At 38.6% G+C, this 16,404-nt stretch carries 13 protein-coding genes; 11 read left to right on the forward strand and 2 right to left on the reverse strand.

The genetic code is table 11. From position 1 onward, the window contains the following. The first annotated feature begins 241 nt into the window (after nt 1-241). The 5 genes from A6M13_RS09300 to A6M13_RS09320 all read left to right on the forward strand — a co-directional run bounded on the left by A6M13_RS09300 (nt 242) and on the right by A6M13_RS09320 (nt 7,816). Complete coding sequence (locus A6M13_RS09300; RefSeq protein ID WP_066545252.1) at nt 242-2,200, forward strand: methyl-accepting chemotaxis protein; 1,959 nt, start codon at nt 242-244, stop codon at nt 2,198-2,200. Nucleotides 2,201-2,355: 155 nt separating this feature from the next. Continuing rightward, nucleotides 2,356-4,455, forward strand: coding sequence for an MMPL family transporter (locus A6M13_RS09305; protein WP_066545254.1), 2,100 nt, complete (start codon nt 2,356-2,358; stop codon nt 4,453-4,455). A gap of 370 nt (nt 4,456-4,825) precedes the next feature. Beyond that, nucleotides 4,826-5,635, forward strand: coding sequence for an SGNH/GDSL hydrolase family protein (locus tag A6M13_RS09310; RefSeq protein WP_141680937.1), 810 nt, complete (start codon nt 4,826-4,828; stop codon nt 5,633-5,635). A gap of 127 nt (nt 5,636-5,762) precedes the next feature. Then, nucleotides 5,763-6,431 carry a response regulator transcription factor gene (locus A6M13_RS09315; protein ID WP_066545354.1) on the forward strand — a complete coding sequence of 223 codons (669 nt, stop codon included), beginning with the start codon at nt 5,763-5,765 and terminating at the stop codon, nt 6,429-6,431. After that, nucleotides 6,428-7,816, forward strand: a complete 1,389-nt coding sequence (locus tag A6M13_RS09320; protein WP_066545265.1) for a sensor histidine kinase — start codon at nt 6,428-6,430, stop codon at nt 7,814-7,816. Before A6M13_RS09315 ends, A6M13_RS09320 begins: the two co-directional genes overlap by 4 nt. Nucleotides 7,817-7,954: 138 nt before the next feature. On the opposite strand, the gene A6M13_RS09325 is transcribed toward A6M13_RS09320, so the two are convergent. After that, entirely contained in the window at nt 7,955-8,587 is a 633-nt protein-coding gene (locus tag A6M13_RS09325) for a hypothetical protein (RefSeq protein ID WP_066545267.1), read from the reverse strand. A gap of 230 nt (nt 8,588-8,817) precedes the next feature. Here A6M13_RS09325 and A6M13_RS09330 point away from each other — a divergent pair, with 230 nt between their 5' ends. Further along, a complete protein-coding gene (locus tag A6M13_RS09330) occupies nt 8,818-9,075 on the forward strand; it encodes a metal-sensitive transcriptional regulator (protein ID WP_066545269.1) in 258 nt (85 codons plus the stop codon). Nucleotides 9,076-9,221: 146 nt separating this feature from the next. Here A6M13_RS09330 and A6M13_RS09335 read toward each other — a convergent pair whose 3' ends face one another. Then, nucleotides 9,222-9,698: a DinB family protein gene (locus A6M13_RS09335; RefSeq protein ID WP_066545271.1), complete on the reverse strand. Its 477-nt coding sequence runs from the start codon at nt 9,696-9,698 to the stop codon at nt 9,222-9,224. Between the two features lie 178 nt (nt 9,699-9,876). On the opposite strand from A6M13_RS09335, the gene A6M13_RS09340 reads away from it, so the two are divergent. The 5 genes from A6M13_RS09340 (at nt 9,877) to A6M13_RS09360 (ending at nt 16,238) form a co-directional block, all read left to right on the forward strand. Further along, nucleotides 9,877-10,452 carry a GNAT family N-acetyltransferase gene (locus tag A6M13_RS09340; RefSeq protein WP_066545272.1) on the forward strand — a complete coding sequence of 192 codons (576 nt, stop codon included), beginning with the start codon at nt 9,877-9,879 and terminating at the stop codon, nt 10,450-10,452. 80 nt (nt 10,453-10,532) lie between these two features. Then, nucleotides 10,533-12,083 carry a glycine betaine uptake BCCT transporter gene (locus tag A6M13_RS09345; protein ID WP_066545274.1) on the forward strand — a complete coding sequence of 517 codons (1,551 nt, stop codon included), beginning with the start codon at nt 10,533-10,535 and terminating at the stop codon, nt 12,081-12,083. 122 nt (nt 12,084-12,205) lie between these two features. Next, nucleotides 12,206-12,967 carry an aspartate dehydrogenase gene (locus A6M13_RS09350; RefSeq protein ID WP_066545275.1) on the forward strand — a complete coding sequence of 254 codons (762 nt, stop codon included), beginning with the start codon at nt 12,206-12,208 and terminating at the stop codon, nt 12,965-12,967. Nucleotides 12,968-13,065: 98 nt separating this feature from the next. Beyond that, nucleotides 13,066-13,905, forward strand: coding sequence for a hypothetical protein (locus A6M13_RS09355; RefSeq protein WP_066545277.1), 840 nt, complete (start codon nt 13,066-13,068; stop codon nt 13,903-13,905). 335 nt (nt 13,906-14,240) lie between these two features. Next, nucleotides 14,241-16,238 (forward strand): methyl-accepting chemotaxis protein, encoded by a 1,998-nt coding sequence (locus A6M13_RS09360; RefSeq protein WP_066545278.1) that lies wholly within the window; start codon nt 14,241-14,243, stop codon nt 16,236-16,238. Nucleotides 16,239-16,404: the final 166 nt, after the last annotated feature.

Here is a 16,404-nt window from a genome sequence, read left to right on the forward strand (position 1 = left end):
AGACGGTTGTATCGTCTGTTCATGCTAACGGACACACTTTTCCCTATGGCCAAGTTCTGCTCATATTTGTACGAATACAATATGGAATAACCGTGACATTGTCGAAAAAGCGCCTTTGTGTATACAGGGCACTTTTTTTATGTAAAAAAACGGTCGAGTGAGTCTTTTGTATTGAAAATAATCAGACTTATAGGCTGTTATTTAACGGTTGTTATTTTGAGAGGGGTAGTAAAAAAGTTTTATGAAAAAGAAATCGATACGTACGAAATTGATAGGGCTATTAGTGGTAGCTTTAACAATAATTATGACTTTTTCATCGGTTATGATTATTAACTTATTTAAAGAAGAAATTGAAACGATGTTACAAGAAGAAACGGTTGAGAAAGTGGCTTTTTTAAATACGTTTCTTGATAATTATTTAGAAACGCCGATTGCCCTTGTTGAGCATACTGCTACACATGTTATCGTGCCTGCAAATGAGGAAGAAAAAGCAATACTTCACACGCAATTGCAAGCAAAGGCAGAAGGCATTCAAGGGGTTTTAGGCTTGCACGTTGCGTATGATGGCGACCCACTGCTCTATTCATCAGAAGCATTAACGCTTGCATCAGACTATGATGCGAATACACGTGAGTGGTATATTGAAGCGAAAGAAAACCCGACAGAAATTCTTGTAACAGACCCATATGTTGATGCAATTACTGGTAAATTAATTGTCGGTGTTTCAAAAATGATGTCAAACGGTCAAGGGGTTGTGACACTTGATTTAGATTTGGCCTTTTTAGAAAATATTGCGTCTACTATTATCGTTGGCGATACGGGTTATACATTTGTATTCGATCAAAATGGGAAAGTTTTATATCATCCTAATTTTGAGCAAGGTGAACTCGTAACGGATGTTCCATTTTATGAAGCCTTTATGGAAACAAATTATTTAGAAACAGAAGATGAAGGTACACATATTTATATTAATCGCTTCTTTAACGAGACGATGAATTGGCAAATTGGCTCGATTTATACAGAAAGTGATATAGACAGTGCCTATAAGGATTCGGTTAGCTCGATTGTAGCGATTAATACCATTTGTATTGTAGTTTTATTAATGATCTTCTTCGTGATTGTGACACGTATTATTCGCCCATTAAAACAAGTAATGGCACACGCACAAGATGTAGCACAAGGAGATTTAACAAAGCAAGTAATGATTCAAACGACTGATGAAATTGGACAATTAAGCGCTAGCTTTAACGGAATGACGACGAGCTTACAAACGATGGTGCGTTCAGTCGATGAAACGTCAACACGATTGCATCACTTTACAACGGATGTATCGAGTAGTGTCGAAGAAAACGTACAATCGATTCACCAAGTTGTGGGACATATTCAAGCAGTTTCAGAACAGTCAAAAGACCAACTTGTCGCTACGCAAGATGTACAACACATCGTACAGCATATGGGGCAGCAAGTAGACCAAATTGCGCAAAATGTGAATGAAGTGCGTACAGCTTCAGCAAAAGCTGAACAAGAAACCTTATCAGGGGTCGAGATGGTAACAGCTGTGCGCCAGCAAATGCAACAAATTGCTACATATGCACAAGAAACAGCTATCAACTTTAATGAACTCATTACAGTAGCAAATCATATTCAGTCATTTAGTGAAGGCATTAGTGGCATTGCAGCACAAACGAATTTACTCGCGTTAAATGCCTCGATTGAAGCGGCTCGTGCTGGTGAGCATGGCAAAAGTTTTGCGGTTGTTGCAGAGGAAGTACGGAAGCTAGCAGAACAAACGAATACATCTGCAAGTGAAATTCAAACATTGGTTGCCACGATTCAAAAAACAGGTGCTGTAGCCAATGATTCTATGAAAGAAAGTGGCGACGCTGTGCAAGATGGCTTAGAAAAAATTGCTGATGCACATGAGCGATTTATCGTCATTCAACATGTGATGCTGACATTAGCAACGAGAGTAAACGAAGCGGAGACGATGCTCGCACAGTTAAATGATAGTAAAGAAACGGCAATTGAAGCAGTTTCGCATATTACGGAAACAACAAAAGAGGTTAGCCAAAATATTGAGCATGTTGCAGCGACAACGGAGGAACAAAATATGTCAATGGAGCAAATGGCGATTGCTGCAGAGCAATTAGCACAACAAGCACAACAATTGCAAGCGCTAATCCGACGTTTTACCGTTTAGCGGAATTGGTATCAACAACGTACAAGCTGGCAATTACAAGCTTGTACGTTTTTATGTTTGGGAAATGTTCTAGCATTTCGCGAAACTTGTGTCGTTAATTTATACACAGTTTATATAACCTTGATAAAGTAGCCAACGAGGAGGAATGACAATTTATGAATAAATTTTTAAACCCGATTACCGATTGGGTATCCACAAAGCGCGGTATGTGGATTACGATTATTGCGTGGCTTGTATTAATGATCGGTTTAAGTGCAGGGCCGATGTTAAGCGAGTTTAAAGTAACGAACTTCCAATCACTTCCGCATGATGCACAGTCGATTATTGCGCAAGAAAAAGTAGATGAATATTTCCCGAATGATCAAGGAACACCAGGGATTTTAGTCTTTACAAATGAAGATGGCGCGATTAATGTCGACGAAGTAAAAACGATTTTAGCTGCTATTGATGCAGCGGATGTAGAAGGTGTCGATGAAATTGTCGACCTTGAAAGTTTACCACCACAAGCGGTAGACACTTTTAAATCAGAAGACGGGACAACAATGATTGTGCCAATGGTGCTTGAAGCGGATTTAGGTAGCGGTGTATATGCGGATATAAACGATGAAATTACAAAAATCGGGAATGATACAGCAGCTACATTAGCAAGCACACAGTTTTACATTACAGGGCCAGCGGGAATTGCCGGCGATACAACAAAATTATTTGAACAAGCAGACTTTACCTTACTGTTAGCAACAATCGTTATTATTTTAGTGTTATTAATTGTGATTTATCGTTCACCATTACTTGCATTTATTCCATTATTAGCAACGATTATTGTATATCAAGTAGCAAACCAGTCTGTCGCACTATTAGGACTTGCCGGGTTAGAAATTAATAACTCGACGACATCGATTATGAGTATTTTATTATTCGCAGCAGTAATTGACTACTCACTATTTGTATTCTCACGTTATCGTGAAGAATTAAATCGTTATGAAAGTAAGTACGAAGCGATGAAATATGCGATGCGCGCAACAGGCGAGCCAGTATTCTTCGCAGGTGGTACGGTATTTGCAGCGATGCTTGTATTATTCTTTGCAGATTTCCGTGATTATCAAAACTTTGCACCGGTATTTGGGACGGCTATCTTTGTCATTATGATTGCATCTGTCACATTAGTACCTGCATTATTTACATTATTTGGACGCAAAGCATTCTGGCCAAAAGTGCCAAAATACGGTCAAGAAGTAGAAGTAAAACATGGTATTTGGGCACCAATTGCAAAATTTGTTGTTAACCGTCCAGGCGTTAGTGGTGGTGTTGTCGCAATTTTAATGGCCATTATGTCGCTAAACGTTTTTAACTTAGAGTTTGAATTTGATACAGTAAAAGCATTCCCAGAAGATTTACCATCACGTGTTGGGTATGAAATTGTTGAGTCAAAATTTGACAAAGGCGAACTTGCACCGACAACATTATTAGTCGAAGCAGATGATAAAGTAGACCAAACACAAATAGATGCCTTAACAAGCTTATTATCAGCAGAAGAAGGCATTGCAAGCGCACGTTTCCAAGGGGTAACGGATGATATGCAAAAGCTTAAATATAGCTTAGCGTTAAATATGAATCCATATTCACCAGAAGCTATTGAGTATGTTGAAACATTACGTACAATAGTAGATGAGCTAGTAGGTGAAGTAAATATTGCTGGAGATACCCACCTAGCAGGAATTACAGCGAAGCTTGTCGATGAGCGTGATGTGAACAATAGCGACATTATTAAAATTGTCATTTTAGAAACAATTTTAATTTTAGTGTTACTATTCTTCTTAACACGTTCATGGAAAATGCCATTATACATGATGGCAACGATTTTAGTGTCATATGTAGCAGCACTAGGATTTGGTTTATTCTTAGTTGATGTATTATTTGGCTATGAAGCGGTAAGTACACGTGTGCCAGTGTATGCATTTATTTTCTTAGTAGCGTTAGGTATCGACTACAACATCATTTTAGTATCTCGCTTCTTAGAAGAACGCAAAACGCATAAAGTGAAAGATGCACTTGAAATTGCGATTCGCAATACGGGTGGCGTAATTTCATCTGCGGGTATTATTTTAGCCGCAACATTTGCTGCCTTAACAACGATGCCAATTGCTGATTTATTCGTATTTGGCTTTATGGTTGCCATTGGTATTTTAATGGATACATTCCTTGTACGAGGCATGCTATTACCAGCGTTAATTTTATTGTTTGAAAAAGATAAATAATCGTGTAAAAGAGCATAGGACAGAACCCTATTTTTGATGAAAATGAGTGTATTAAAATGATCAAAATATGCAGGTACGTCCCGATACAAGCGGCGACTTCAGCAGGAAAAGCATGAGGTTGAGACTTTTAAGAGGAACATCTGCCAAGAACGCCACATCGTGTGGCAAGGCAGATGTGACAAACTTCGTGTTTACCCCAAGCCATGCCTGCGAAACGCGTCCGCTATGTGGAGTAGCACCAAAAGCAGAAACATATCCTTCAGCCGTTATCGTTGCTGAAGGATATTTCTTTTGTCCCAGTCTCTTTTTATATTCCCATGTACATTATTTTGGTATATAATTGGTAAAATAAAAGGAAGAAGGTGGATTTGTGGAGGTAAATTGGAAGATAATTAATGCAATATTGGTTATTTTACTAATTACTGTAGTTATTGGTGGGAAAGTGGTCGAAAAAAATCGTGCAGAAGACAATGCGATATTGTTTGAACAACGTGCAGCTATTGCAGTAAAGCAACCGGTATCGATTTACGATGCATTACAACAAGGTGATTTCCACGGCATTACATTAATCGGAGATAATGCAACGACAGGTATGAATAAAACAAGCATGAACGAAAATATGCAAGTTTATGCGAACGGAGATGAAGTACATTATGAACCTGTTCATGATAGTGCTACTTGGGCAAATGCATTTCGAGCGTTTACTGAGCAACAATTTCCGCAAATGACATTTACGAATGCTGCTATTACGAACAAATCTGCAGTATGGTTTAACGAACAAAAAGAATACATTCAAATTGGTGAAAACGAGCTCGTATTTGTGATGCTTGGAACAAATGATCGCTGGGCAACGGAAAGCATTGAGCAGTATGAGCAACATTATACAGAGTTTTTACAACATGTAAATGCACAAGCGAAGGACATGGTCGTTATCATTTCGCCACCAGCGATGACAGATGAGTTAGAGATGATGAACTTTGGAATGGATGAAGTAGCACAAGTGACGCAACAAATTTGCGACAAGCAGCAGTACACATGTATTTCGTTTTACGATGCTATTGAGCAGGCAACTACACAAAGTACGCCATTACAAACGTTTGTACAAACAGATGGTCCACATTTTACGGACAAAGGACATACAGTTGTGTGGCAGTATTTCCAACAACAAATATTACAATAACGATGTATAAAAAGATGTGCTGAGCGTTGGTTCTTAGCACATCTTTTTCTATGTAAGCAAAAGTTTATACTAACGTTATGTAAAGTGTTTATAATAACGACATGAAATGATAATTGAGGTGAACATGTTGCGAATTTTAGTAGTCGATGACGATGCAGATATTTTACAACTGTTGTCGATTCATTTAAAGAAAGAAGGCTATGATGTGCTACAGGCAACGAATGCCCATGAAGCATTACAATTACTTGAGCATGAAGTCGTCGATGTAGCGGTAGTAGATGTCATGATGCCAGGAATGGATGGCTTTGAACTAACGAAGATTTTGACACAAGATTTAGAAATCGCGGTCATTTTGTTAACAGCAAAAGGACAGCTGCATGATAAAGAATGTGGGTTTTTAGCAGGCTCAGAAGATTATATGGTGAAGCCATTTGAGCCAAAGGAGTTATTGTTCCGCATTGCAGTTATTGCTAGACGTTTAAAAAAAGCGCATCAGCAAAAAATTAGCTGTGGCAATGTATGTCTTCAACGTGCACATTATGAAGTCACCATTGCACAAAAGACCGTTATTTTTCCGATGAAGGAATTTGAACTATTAGCGTTATTAGCCGCGCGTGAAGGGACGATTACATCACGCGCATTATTGTTAGAGGAGATTTGGGGCGAGGATATTGCCTCAGAACTAACATTAAATACACATATTAATCGTGTGCGCGAGCGCTTAAAAAAATACGGGGCAAATGTTGAAATCATAACGATACGTGGCATTGGTTATAAACTTGAGGTGTGTGTATGAACACATTGTATCGTAAGTTAAGCATTGCGACAGTGATGATTTTAGTGGCGAGTACGGTTGTTGGTTTTATTATTGCTAATGTCGTTTACTACGGTAGTACAAAAGGAAAAGTGGATGCGCAAAGTGCTGAAGTTGCCGAAGAAATTGCAACAACATTAGCACAATATGAAGAAACTGCCTATGGCAAACAGTATTTACAGTCAGTTGGTGAAATGGGCTATCAAATACAACTGATGAAAGGGCAAGAGATTTTATCGTTTGGGAAACCTTTTACACAGCAGCAAGTATCCGAAAAAGCCCTACAGCAAGTCGAAAATGGCGAAGTTTATCATGGCATTGAAGAGTTTGATGGCAAATACTTTTTAATGGCGCATTTTTCGAATGATGTGCAAAATACAATTGGTATACCGGTGCGCTATAACGGAGAAACATATGCGATGTTTGTACGCCAAGATAATAATGTATTGTTTTCTGATATGCATATGATGCTTTGGAGTTTTTTAGTCGGCATTGTCTTTGTCAGTTTGCTAGGTGTATTTTTAATGACGCGTAAATTATTAAAGCCTATTTTACAGTTGACGGAGGCGACAAAAGCGGTTACAAAAGCGAACTATAATTACCCAATTCACATTTCACGAAATGATGAAATCGGGGAATTGGCTACAAGTTTTCAACTCATGCAGCAGCAACTGGCACATAATATTGAAGCGCGTAATGCCTTTATTTCAAATGTGAGTCATGATTTTCAGTCACCACTGATGAATATTCAAGGATATGCATCTTTACTACAAACAGAGACGACAATAGATGGCGCTGAATATGCGGCCATTATTGAACAAGAAGCAAAGCGGCTATCGATATTAACGAAGCAATTGTTATTATTAACGTCGTTAGAGCAGGCGAATCGTCCGGTTCAACGTGTAGAAGTGGCACTGCATACACAACTGCGTACAATTATTCGGAATCATTTATGGCGAGCGGATGAAAAAAATATTGAGTTGTCCTATGAATTAGAGGAAGTGTGTGTCAATGGTGATGAAGAACTGCTCTACATTGTATTTGACAATATTTTAGATAATGCACTTAAATATACACAATCAGGTGGAGATGTCACGGTACGTGCATATAAAAAGGATGGGTATGCTTACGTAGAGGTGGAGGACACAGGCATCGGGTTAACAGCTGAACAACAGTCACAAGTATTTGAGCGGTTTTATCGTGTAGATGTCGCGCGAAAAAAAGGCGGTACAGGGCTTGGATTAGCGATTGCAAAAGAAATTGTGCAACAGCATGAAGGTACTATTATGATCGTTAGTACTTTTGGACACGGCACGACGTTTCAAACGCAATTGCCAGCAAATGAAAAAATATCGTCCTCTATGTAAACACGTAGTAGGCATACAAGGCACACATATTTAGAAAAATAAGCATCCCTCAAACATTAGGAAAAATTTCACCGTTTGGGGGATTTATCATGGCTGAAAAGGTTTTTATAGCGACTTCATGAACGATAATATGTCACGTTAATTGGATTCATGCTCTATTAAAATAGGGTTTACATGTTGTAATTTCATGTAATAGAGCCGTGCTTTTTTCGTTGCGTTGTAAATGGTGTAATAAAATAATTTACGAATATGCAAGTTACTATGTAATAGCTGAGAAATATGGCGCCGGAATTCAAATAGTTGGTACATTTCAGCAGATTGTAGATCGCTATTTGTTAACGTATAAAAATGTTGGAGTTCTTTTAGTTGACAATCGTTCAATTTAAGATGCTCCGGTAATAGTGAATGGATCAATTCCACAATTTCATTTGATAAAAAATAAGCGAGTATAAATGCCGCATGACGATTCGAATAACGCGTTACGAATTCTTGAATTAATGAATGTTTCACCACTTGTTGATGAATGTCAATCGACAACCCGTGCATCATTAAAATATCAACTTTCGCAATACGAAGCTCGTCACTTTCAATCAGTTGAATCCAATAATTAAAAATAGAGGCGAGGAAATCTTCTGGAGCGTGGGAAAATACAGTAGAGGGAGGTAATTCATCTAAATAGAGATTAACCAACGCATTAAATTCGTCCAGTAGTTGTGGCGAATGCGTGTAAAGACTATATTCTTCAGAAATTTTTGGATAAATTCGAGTCATAAAGTCTCCTCCTTTTCAACATAATAGAAAGTATATAACGTATTATAAGACATATTCCCAGTAGAAAATAAAATAAACGTAGGTAAAAGGGTTTGCTCCTATTTAATAAAAATAATTTTATTTTACTATCTTTGCGAAGAAGTTCCAAATTTAGGGGAGCTTAATGTCTTTACAATATACCTTAGAGGGTATAAAATGAGGTCAATGAGTATTAAAGGAGCGAAAAAAACATGGAATATGATGTAAAAGTTGCGAATCGATTAAAGCGTATTGAAGGGCAATTACGAGCAGTACGTCGCATGATGGACGAAGGTGAGGATTGTAAAAGCATTATTACCCAATTAAGTGCAGTTCGTTCAGGTGTAGACCGAGCGATTGGGGTTGTTGTGACGGAAAATTTAGTGCAATGTATGCAGGAAACACTCGATGAAGGCGAAAAAAATGAACTTGTCAAGCAAGCGATGGATTTAGTCATTAAAAGCCGATAATTTTGGGTATATATATTTATTAGACAGAGACAAAAAGAGCTTGAGACAAAACAAAGTGTTAGGAGAAATGACGAGATTTCTCCTAACACTTTTCTGCTTTCGTCGCCGCTCACTTCCGAGCAGGCAATTCTTTTGTCGATTCTTTTCTATGCTTGTTCTTTTGTAGGGCCCATTACGCCAGGAACTTCTAGACCGGCTTGGCGTAGTAGTACGGTCATTTGTCCACGGTGATGTGTTTGGTGGTCAATCATCATACGTAATACAGCGCCACGCGGCATCGGTTGCTGCAAGCCAGGAACTTCTGTTAATAAATCTTCATCGCTTAATGCAGAAACTTTTGCTAGTACTTCAGCTGAAACCGCTTTATACGCTTCAACAATTTCGCTTGCCGATGTAGGATGTGGTTGCTGTGGATCAATCGATGTTTCTAAATTAAGTTGAGCAAGCATATTGCCAAAGAATAATGGCGCCCCTGTTAAATGCCATGCTAGCCATCCTAATGTATTATGACCTTCAACAATTGCTTGGTTTAATGTATCATCTGTTAATGCTTTAAAAACATTTGTTGTGCCTTTTGCAGCATTCGTCCATTCAAATGTGAAATCTTCAATTTTACGGTACATGAAAGTAGCCTCCTTATGTATATATACATACATTGTAGAGAAGGATTTATTTTAGGGCAACTATTTACACTTTTTGCGAAATGTTCAATCGCTTGATTATTTTTGGTATAGTAACGAAATAGTGCATTAATTTTTCATCTAAATGTAATATATACTATTGTAAAGTGAGGTAAATTATATGGAATTATTATCAAATAATGTTGTAGCGTTAATACCGATTCAAAAAGAGCACGCGAGCGGAATTTTAACAGCAGCACAGTTTCCCGAAATTTGGACGTATATGAGTGTAACGTTAAGCACATTACCAGAAGTAGAAGCCTATATTGGTTTATGGCAACAGAAGGCGCGACAAAGCAGTGCTTGCGCCTTTACAGTTGTAGACCAACAGACACAACAAATTGTCGGCGTGACAACATTTATGGATATTTCGACTGCTCATCGTCACTTAGAAATTGGGTCGACATGGTATACACCTTCAGTTTGGCGTTCAGCGGTAAATACGAACTGTAAATATTTATTGTTGCAATATGCTTTTGAAACGATGAATATGCAACGTGTACAAATTAAAACGGGGCATGAAAATAAACGTTCTCAGCGAGCAATTGAACGAATAGGAGCAACGAAGGAAGGTGTGCTACGTAATCATATGGTGCAGCGAGATGGACGAACGCGTCATACGGTTATGTACAGCATTATTGCGGAAGAGTGGCCGCATATAAAACAATATTTTAAAGATGTTTTACAGGTGAATTAAAAATTTTTTTAAAATAATGTTTGGGCGCTAGAAAAACGGGGAAATAGTAACGGTGACAAAAATATTTGAAGGAGATCGATATGAAGAAACTAGGTGTAGTTTTTTGGGGATCTGTTTCACTCATTTTGTTTGCCGTACTATTTGGTTTAGTCGCGCCAACAATGTTTGAAACGGTAACCGGTAATATTCAGGCGTTTTTAACGACCTCGTTTGGATGGTATTACCTACTAGTCGTTATTATTGTTGTAGTTTTTTGTGTGTTTTTAATTTTAAGTCCTGTAGGGGCGATTCGTTTAGGAAAACGAACAGATAGACCGGAGTACAGCAACTTATCATGGTTTGCGATGTTGTTTAGTACCGGAATGGGGATCGGGCTTGTGTTCTACGGCGCGGCAGAACCATTATCGCACTTTGCAGTTAGTGCGCCAGTAGCAGAAGAAGGTTCTCAAACCGCTTTAAAAGATGCGTTCCGTTATACATTTTTCCACTGGGGTATTTCAGCATGGGCTATTTATGGTATCGTAGCGCTTGCACTAGCGTATTTCCAATTCCGAAAAGGATTACCAGGTTTGTTAAGTTCGACATTATATCCTATATTAGGTGAGCGTATTCATCGTTGGCCAGGGCATCTCATTAATATTTTAGCTGCATTTGCAACAAGTGTTGGTATAGCCGCTACATTAGGTACAGGTGCTAGTCAAATTAATGGTGGTTTAGCTTATTTAGCAGATATTCCAGTATCATTTACCGTTCAATTTATCATCATTATTATTGCGACATTTTTATTTATTGTCTCCGCATCAACAGGCCTCAATAAAGGTATTCAAATTTTAAGTAATGTTAATTTGTATATTGCATTTTTCTTATTAATTATTGTATTTACTATAGGTCCAACAATATCAATTTTAAATAACTTTATGAACGGCATGGGCTCTTATTTACAAAACTTTATTAATATGAGCTTCCGTACAGCACCAAGTCATGCAGACCAACGTGAGTGGATTAATAGTTGGACAATTTTTTATTGGGCATGGTGGATGTCATGGTCTCCGTTTGTAGGTGTATTTATTGCACGTATTTCACGTGGTCGTACAATACGTGAGTTTTTAATGGGAGTTATTTTATTACCAACTGTGTTAAGTGCAATTTGGTTTGCAACTTTTGGTACGACGGGGATTCAGGCGTCACTTGAAAACTCACATATTGCATCATTACCGACCGAGCAAGTATTATTTGGTATTTTTGAGCAACTACCGTTAGGCACAATTCTTTCGGTCATTGCGATTTTATTAGTGCTAATTTTCTTCGTTACCTCTGCTGACTCGGCTACATTTGTATTGGGGATGCAAGTAACAGGAGGGTCATTAAACCCACCGTTTAAAGTGAAATTGATAATGGGGATACTTCAAAGCTCGATTGCAGCTAGCTTACTGTATACAGGAGGATTAGCGGCCGTACAAAATGCGGCAATTATTGCAGCTTTCCCATTCTCTTTCATTGTGTTACTGATGGTTTATTCATTGTATAGTTCATTGATGAAGGAACAAAAGGAATTAGGTTTATATATTCGTCCACGTGATAAGAAGCAAATTAATGTGGAGCGAGAAGAAAAAGATATACCTAAAAAATAAGCATTGAAAAACGCCCTAAATGAGAGAAAGCCTCTTCATTTTAGGGCGTTTTTGCATAAAATGATGTACAAAGGCTGTGAAAAGAAGGTACTGTAGAAAAGATAGAATGTGAGGGAGTATATATGAATATTGGAATTATTGGCGCAGGGGCAATTGCGCAATTTTTAATAAAGGAATTACCACCAGCATTTACGGTTTGTAGCATGCTTGTTCGTGACAAAGAAAAGGTAGCCTCGTTCATTACATCGCCGCATGTGGCAGTATACACAACGGTCGATGAATTTTTAGCTTCACCAATTGATATTGTGATTGAAGCGGCAACAATTGAAGCGGCTTCGTCCATATTGCCGACTGTGTTGGCTAAAAAGCCTGTCATTATCATGAGTGTAGGTGTACTTGCTGATGAAGCAGTTCGCGCCAATTTGCAAGCGATTAGTACAAAGCATGGGCACGCAATTTATATCCCATCCGGTGCGATTGGGGGCATAGATGTATTACAAAATGCAGCAAGTTTAGGTGCAGTAACAGCTGTCCATTTGACGACCTGTAAACCAGCAGCATCGCTCGGAGCAAGTGTAACAGAGCCAACCGTCATATTTGATGGCAATGCAGCACAAGCGATTGCTAAATATCCTAAAAATATGAATGTCTCGATTATATTAGCGCTTGCTGGTATTGGCTTTGAGAAAACGCACGTAACCGTAATTGCAGACCCACAAGCGCAAGTGAATAAACATGACATTAGCATATATGGCGACTTTGGCACAGCTCGTATGACATTTGAAAATGAAGCGCTTGCGATGAATCCGAAAACGAGCTATTTAGCTGCATTAAGTGTGATTGGCACACTGAAAAATATGAAGCAAGCTATTCGCTTTCAATGAATAGTCTAAAAGGACTGATCTTTATTACCTATTTAAATTCCAATTAAATCGGAAATCGTTTATATTTAGTACGACGATAGACGGTAGGAGTTGGCGAAATGAAGTTAAAGCTAGGGATGTTATTATTAGCAACAGTACCATTGATGAGTGCGTGTGATGCTGAAGTGGATGGTCTGATTGATGCATCAACGGAGCTGATTGAAGCAATCACATCGAAGTTAAATAATAGTGAGACACAAACAGGTACCTCGCAAAATGTGACAGAGGAGAAAGCAGCGGGCTTCTTATACGAAGAAGGCATTATTCCTTCTGATGCTCAAGTGCGTTCATTTGGCGCAAGTGGCGATAACAGTGATACGTATGTTTTTCAAGCGGTTGAATATAATGAATACAATGAGGAGATTTTCTTATGGTATGAAGTAAATGCTTCAACCGGTGATATTTATGCCATTGATGATGATAGTTATTATGATTTCACCTATGAAGACAATACATCGTACACACAATATAATGACGATATTCAATATGTATACGACGATGAAAGTTATGAAGACGAAAGCTATACTGATGACAGTTCAGACGTTGTGTATACAGCGGCTGAATATGAGGACGAAATATCTTATGTAGAAGAAGAAGCATCTGCTTTGTCAGAACAAACATCGACACAAGCAGTCGAGACTTACACAAGTGAAGATGTTGTCAGTGATGAGACGAGCGAAATCGATTCGATAGCAGAAGAAGTAGTTTATACCGAAGAGGACGCAGGGTATTTAGTCGCAGACATTGTACCAGAGGGATACTCCTTAGCGTTAGAGAGTGAAGAAGGGTTTATGTACCGTTACCATGTGTATATCGAAGTGGATGGTATACAAGAGACCTATGATTATTATGTTGTTGATGCGTATACAGGAGAGGTAACAGCTGAATCTACGCTATAAGTGAAGCTAAAGAACGTGGTAGGAGAAATGAGCACATTTCTTCTATCACTTTTTTTATGAGCATAGTCATGTATGCCGTGACGATGGAATTGCCTTGAAAAGAGGCTGCCTTTTTTGCTGCATACAAGCCAATATCAAAGTGATTTTTATATGCCCTACTTTTTCAAGACATACTTGTATAAAATAAGCGCTAATTTAATGGAAAAGACATATTAAATTAACAATTATTTCATTTTTTAGACACGAAATGGTCTATGAATTTAGAAGCATTAAATTATAATAATTGTATAGGACTAAAAAACTAAATAATTGGAATTGATGTAAGGAGGGCTTACATGAAAAAGCGAACTAAAATTGTGAATGTATCGATTAATTACAAATTAGGCTTTGCGTTTTTAATGGCACTATTTATACCTACAATACTTGTCGGTGCCACGTCTTATTATTCAGCGAAACAAGAAATTGAGTCTCAAATTCAAACAAGTGAATTACAAAGTGTTGAAACGGTCGATGCTTATATTGATAAACACGTGTCGCCGATTGTAAAGGATGTGGCCTATTTTGCTACGATATTTGAGCAAGCACAGTGGCAACAACAAGATTGGACAGCGTTATTAGCGCAACTGACGCAATATTATGAAACGAGTGAAGGCGTTGTGTCGTCGTTTATCGGTACGACAGCAGGAAATATGATTCAATCACCGGATCTAGGTTTAATGAATAATGCGGATTTTGATCCACGAACACGCGCTTGGTATAAAGACGCTATGGCGAGTCCAAATGACGTTATTATTTCGGACCCTCATCAGTCAGCTTCTACAGGTGACTGGGTTGTAACGATTTCAAAGCAATTAGCAGATGCAAGTGGTGTCGTGGCTGTCAATTTAGGCATGGATACGTTATTTAACATTATTGCAGACGTACAAGTTGGCACAAAGGGCTATCCATTTTTAATGACAGATGGGCAAGTCATCATTGCACACCCAACGATTGCTGCGGGAGAAGATGTATCGCAAGAAGAATGGGCACAGCAAATGGTAGCGGTCAATGATGCGTCCTTTTCTTACGGTTTTGACGGAGAAGAAAAACAAATGCAGGTAGAGACAAATGAGCTAACGTCGTGGAAAATTGGCGGCACCATGTTTGTGAGTGAGGTACAAGCAGCGACTGCACCGATTTTATATATGACGCTCATCATTATGACCGCTTCGCTATTAATTTTAGGCATCTTTGTGTTTGCGATTATTCGTTCCATTACGAAACCATTACAGCAAATGACCGAAGCAGCCGCGATTATGAGCAGTGGCGATTTACGCGATGTACCAGCGATTAAAAAGAAAGATGAAATCGGTGTGCTGAGCCGTTCATTGAGTACGATGCGAACGATGCTAGCCGGCATTATTCAGCAGTTACATGAAAAGTCTTCGGTTATTTCTGCATCTTCAGAAGAATTATCCGCAACATTAACAGAAAGTCGCCAAGCATCTGAGCAAATTACGATTGCAATGGCAGAGGTAGAAGACGGCTTTGATCGACAGTCTCAACAGTTAGAAAAAAGCTTTGCCTCTCTACGAAAAGTAACAACTCATATTCATACGATTTCAGATCAGACGCATACGGTTGCGCAAAATGCTGAACAAGCGGTAAAAGTAGCGGAGGAGGGGCATGAACTTGTCCATTCGACACAGCAGCAAATGTCCACAATCGAAGAAACTTTCCAACATTTATCAGGAAATATTCATACGGTAAATAATTACGCACATGACATTCATGAAATCGTCAATGTGATTACGTCGATTGCTGACCAAACAAATTTATTGGCGCTGAATGCGTCCATTGAAGCGGCTCGTGCTGGTGAGCATGGGAAAGGATTTGCCGTTGTGGCAGAAGAAGTACGAAAGCTAGCAGAGCAAACGAATCATTCATCTGTTCAAGTGAAGGAGCTTGTCGCAGCAATTCAACAAGAGTCGTCCAATTCCGTATATTCGATGACATCGAGCTTAGAAGAAGTGACAAAAGGTTTAGCGATGTTTAGTCGTACTGAAACAAGCTTTATGGATGTGAAAGCATTCATCTATGAATTGAAGGAACAACTGCATACGATTCAAGAGCGCGCACAGCATATTGCACAAGATAGTGATTATGTTGTTGGTGACATTGAAAAGGTTGAAGCGATTGCACAAAGCTCGCGTCAATTATTAGCGCAAGCGACAAATGCAACCGAAGAGCAACTTTGCTCGATTGAAGAGATTTCAGCAACTGCTGATGCACTAGAAGCAATTGTAGATGAACTGTTAGCGGAAGTAAGTACGTTTCAGACAACATCTACCTAGTGAAAGATAAGTAGGCTCGGACAACCTCTTATTTCTGATGAAAATGAGTGTGTTGAGGTGCTAAATATTTATTGGTGCGTTCCGATACAAGCAGCGACTTTTATAAGAATATCCTTCAGCACGTATCGTTGCTGAAGGATATTTTTGTTTCCACTCTTTTTTGGCA

Source organism: Caryophanon tenue, from assembly GCF_001700315.1.
GTDB classification, from domain to species: domain Bacteria; phylum Bacillota; class Bacilli; order Bacillales_A; family Planococcaceae; genus Caryophanon; species Caryophanon tenue.

What these genes read in the sequence shown, in the direction of transcription:
- A6M13_RS09300 (WP_066545252.1), top strand. Translation starts at nt 242, where the DNA reads ATGAAAAAGAAATCGATACGTACGAAATTGATAGGGCTATTAGTGGTA.
- A6M13_RS09305 (WP_066545254.1), top strand. Translation starts at nt 2,356, where the DNA reads ATGAATAAATTTTTAAACCCGATTACCGATTGGGTATCCACAAAGCGC.
- A6M13_RS09320 (WP_066545265.1), top strand. Translation starts at nt 6,428, where the DNA reads ATGAACACATTGTATCGTAAGTTAAGCATTGCGACAGTGATGATTTTA.
- A6M13_RS09325 (WP_066545267.1), bottom strand. Translation starts at nt 8,587, where the DNA reads ATGACTCGAATTTATCCAAAAATTTCTGAAGAATATAGTCTTTACACG.
- A6M13_RS09330 (WP_066545269.1), top strand. Translation starts at nt 8,818, where the DNA reads ATGGAATATGATGTAAAAGTTGCGAATCGATTAAAGCGTATTGAAGGG.
- A6M13_RS09335 (WP_066545271.1), bottom strand. Translation starts at nt 9,698, where the DNA reads ATGTACCGTAAAATTGAAGATTTCACATTTGAATGGACGAATGCTGCA.
- A6M13_RS09340 (WP_066545272.1), top strand. Translation starts at nt 9,877, where the DNA reads ATGGAATTATTATCAAATAATGTTGTAGCGTTAATACCGATTCAAAAA.
- A6M13_RS09345 (WP_066545274.1), top strand. Translation starts at nt 10,533, where the DNA reads ATGAAGAAACTAGGTGTAGTTTTTTGGGGATCTGTTTCACTCATTTTG.
- A6M13_RS09350 (WP_066545275.1), top strand. Translation starts at nt 12,206, where the DNA reads ATGAATATTGGAATTATTGGCGCAGGGGCAATTGCGCAATTTTTAATA.
- A6M13_RS09355 (WP_066545277.1), top strand. Translation starts at nt 13,066, where the DNA reads ATGAAGTTAAAGCTAGGGATGTTATTATTAGCAACAGTACCATTGATG.
- A6M13_RS09360 (WP_066545278.1), top strand. Translation starts at nt 14,241, where the DNA reads ATGAAAAAGCGAACTAAAATTGTGAATGTATCGATTAATTACAAATTA.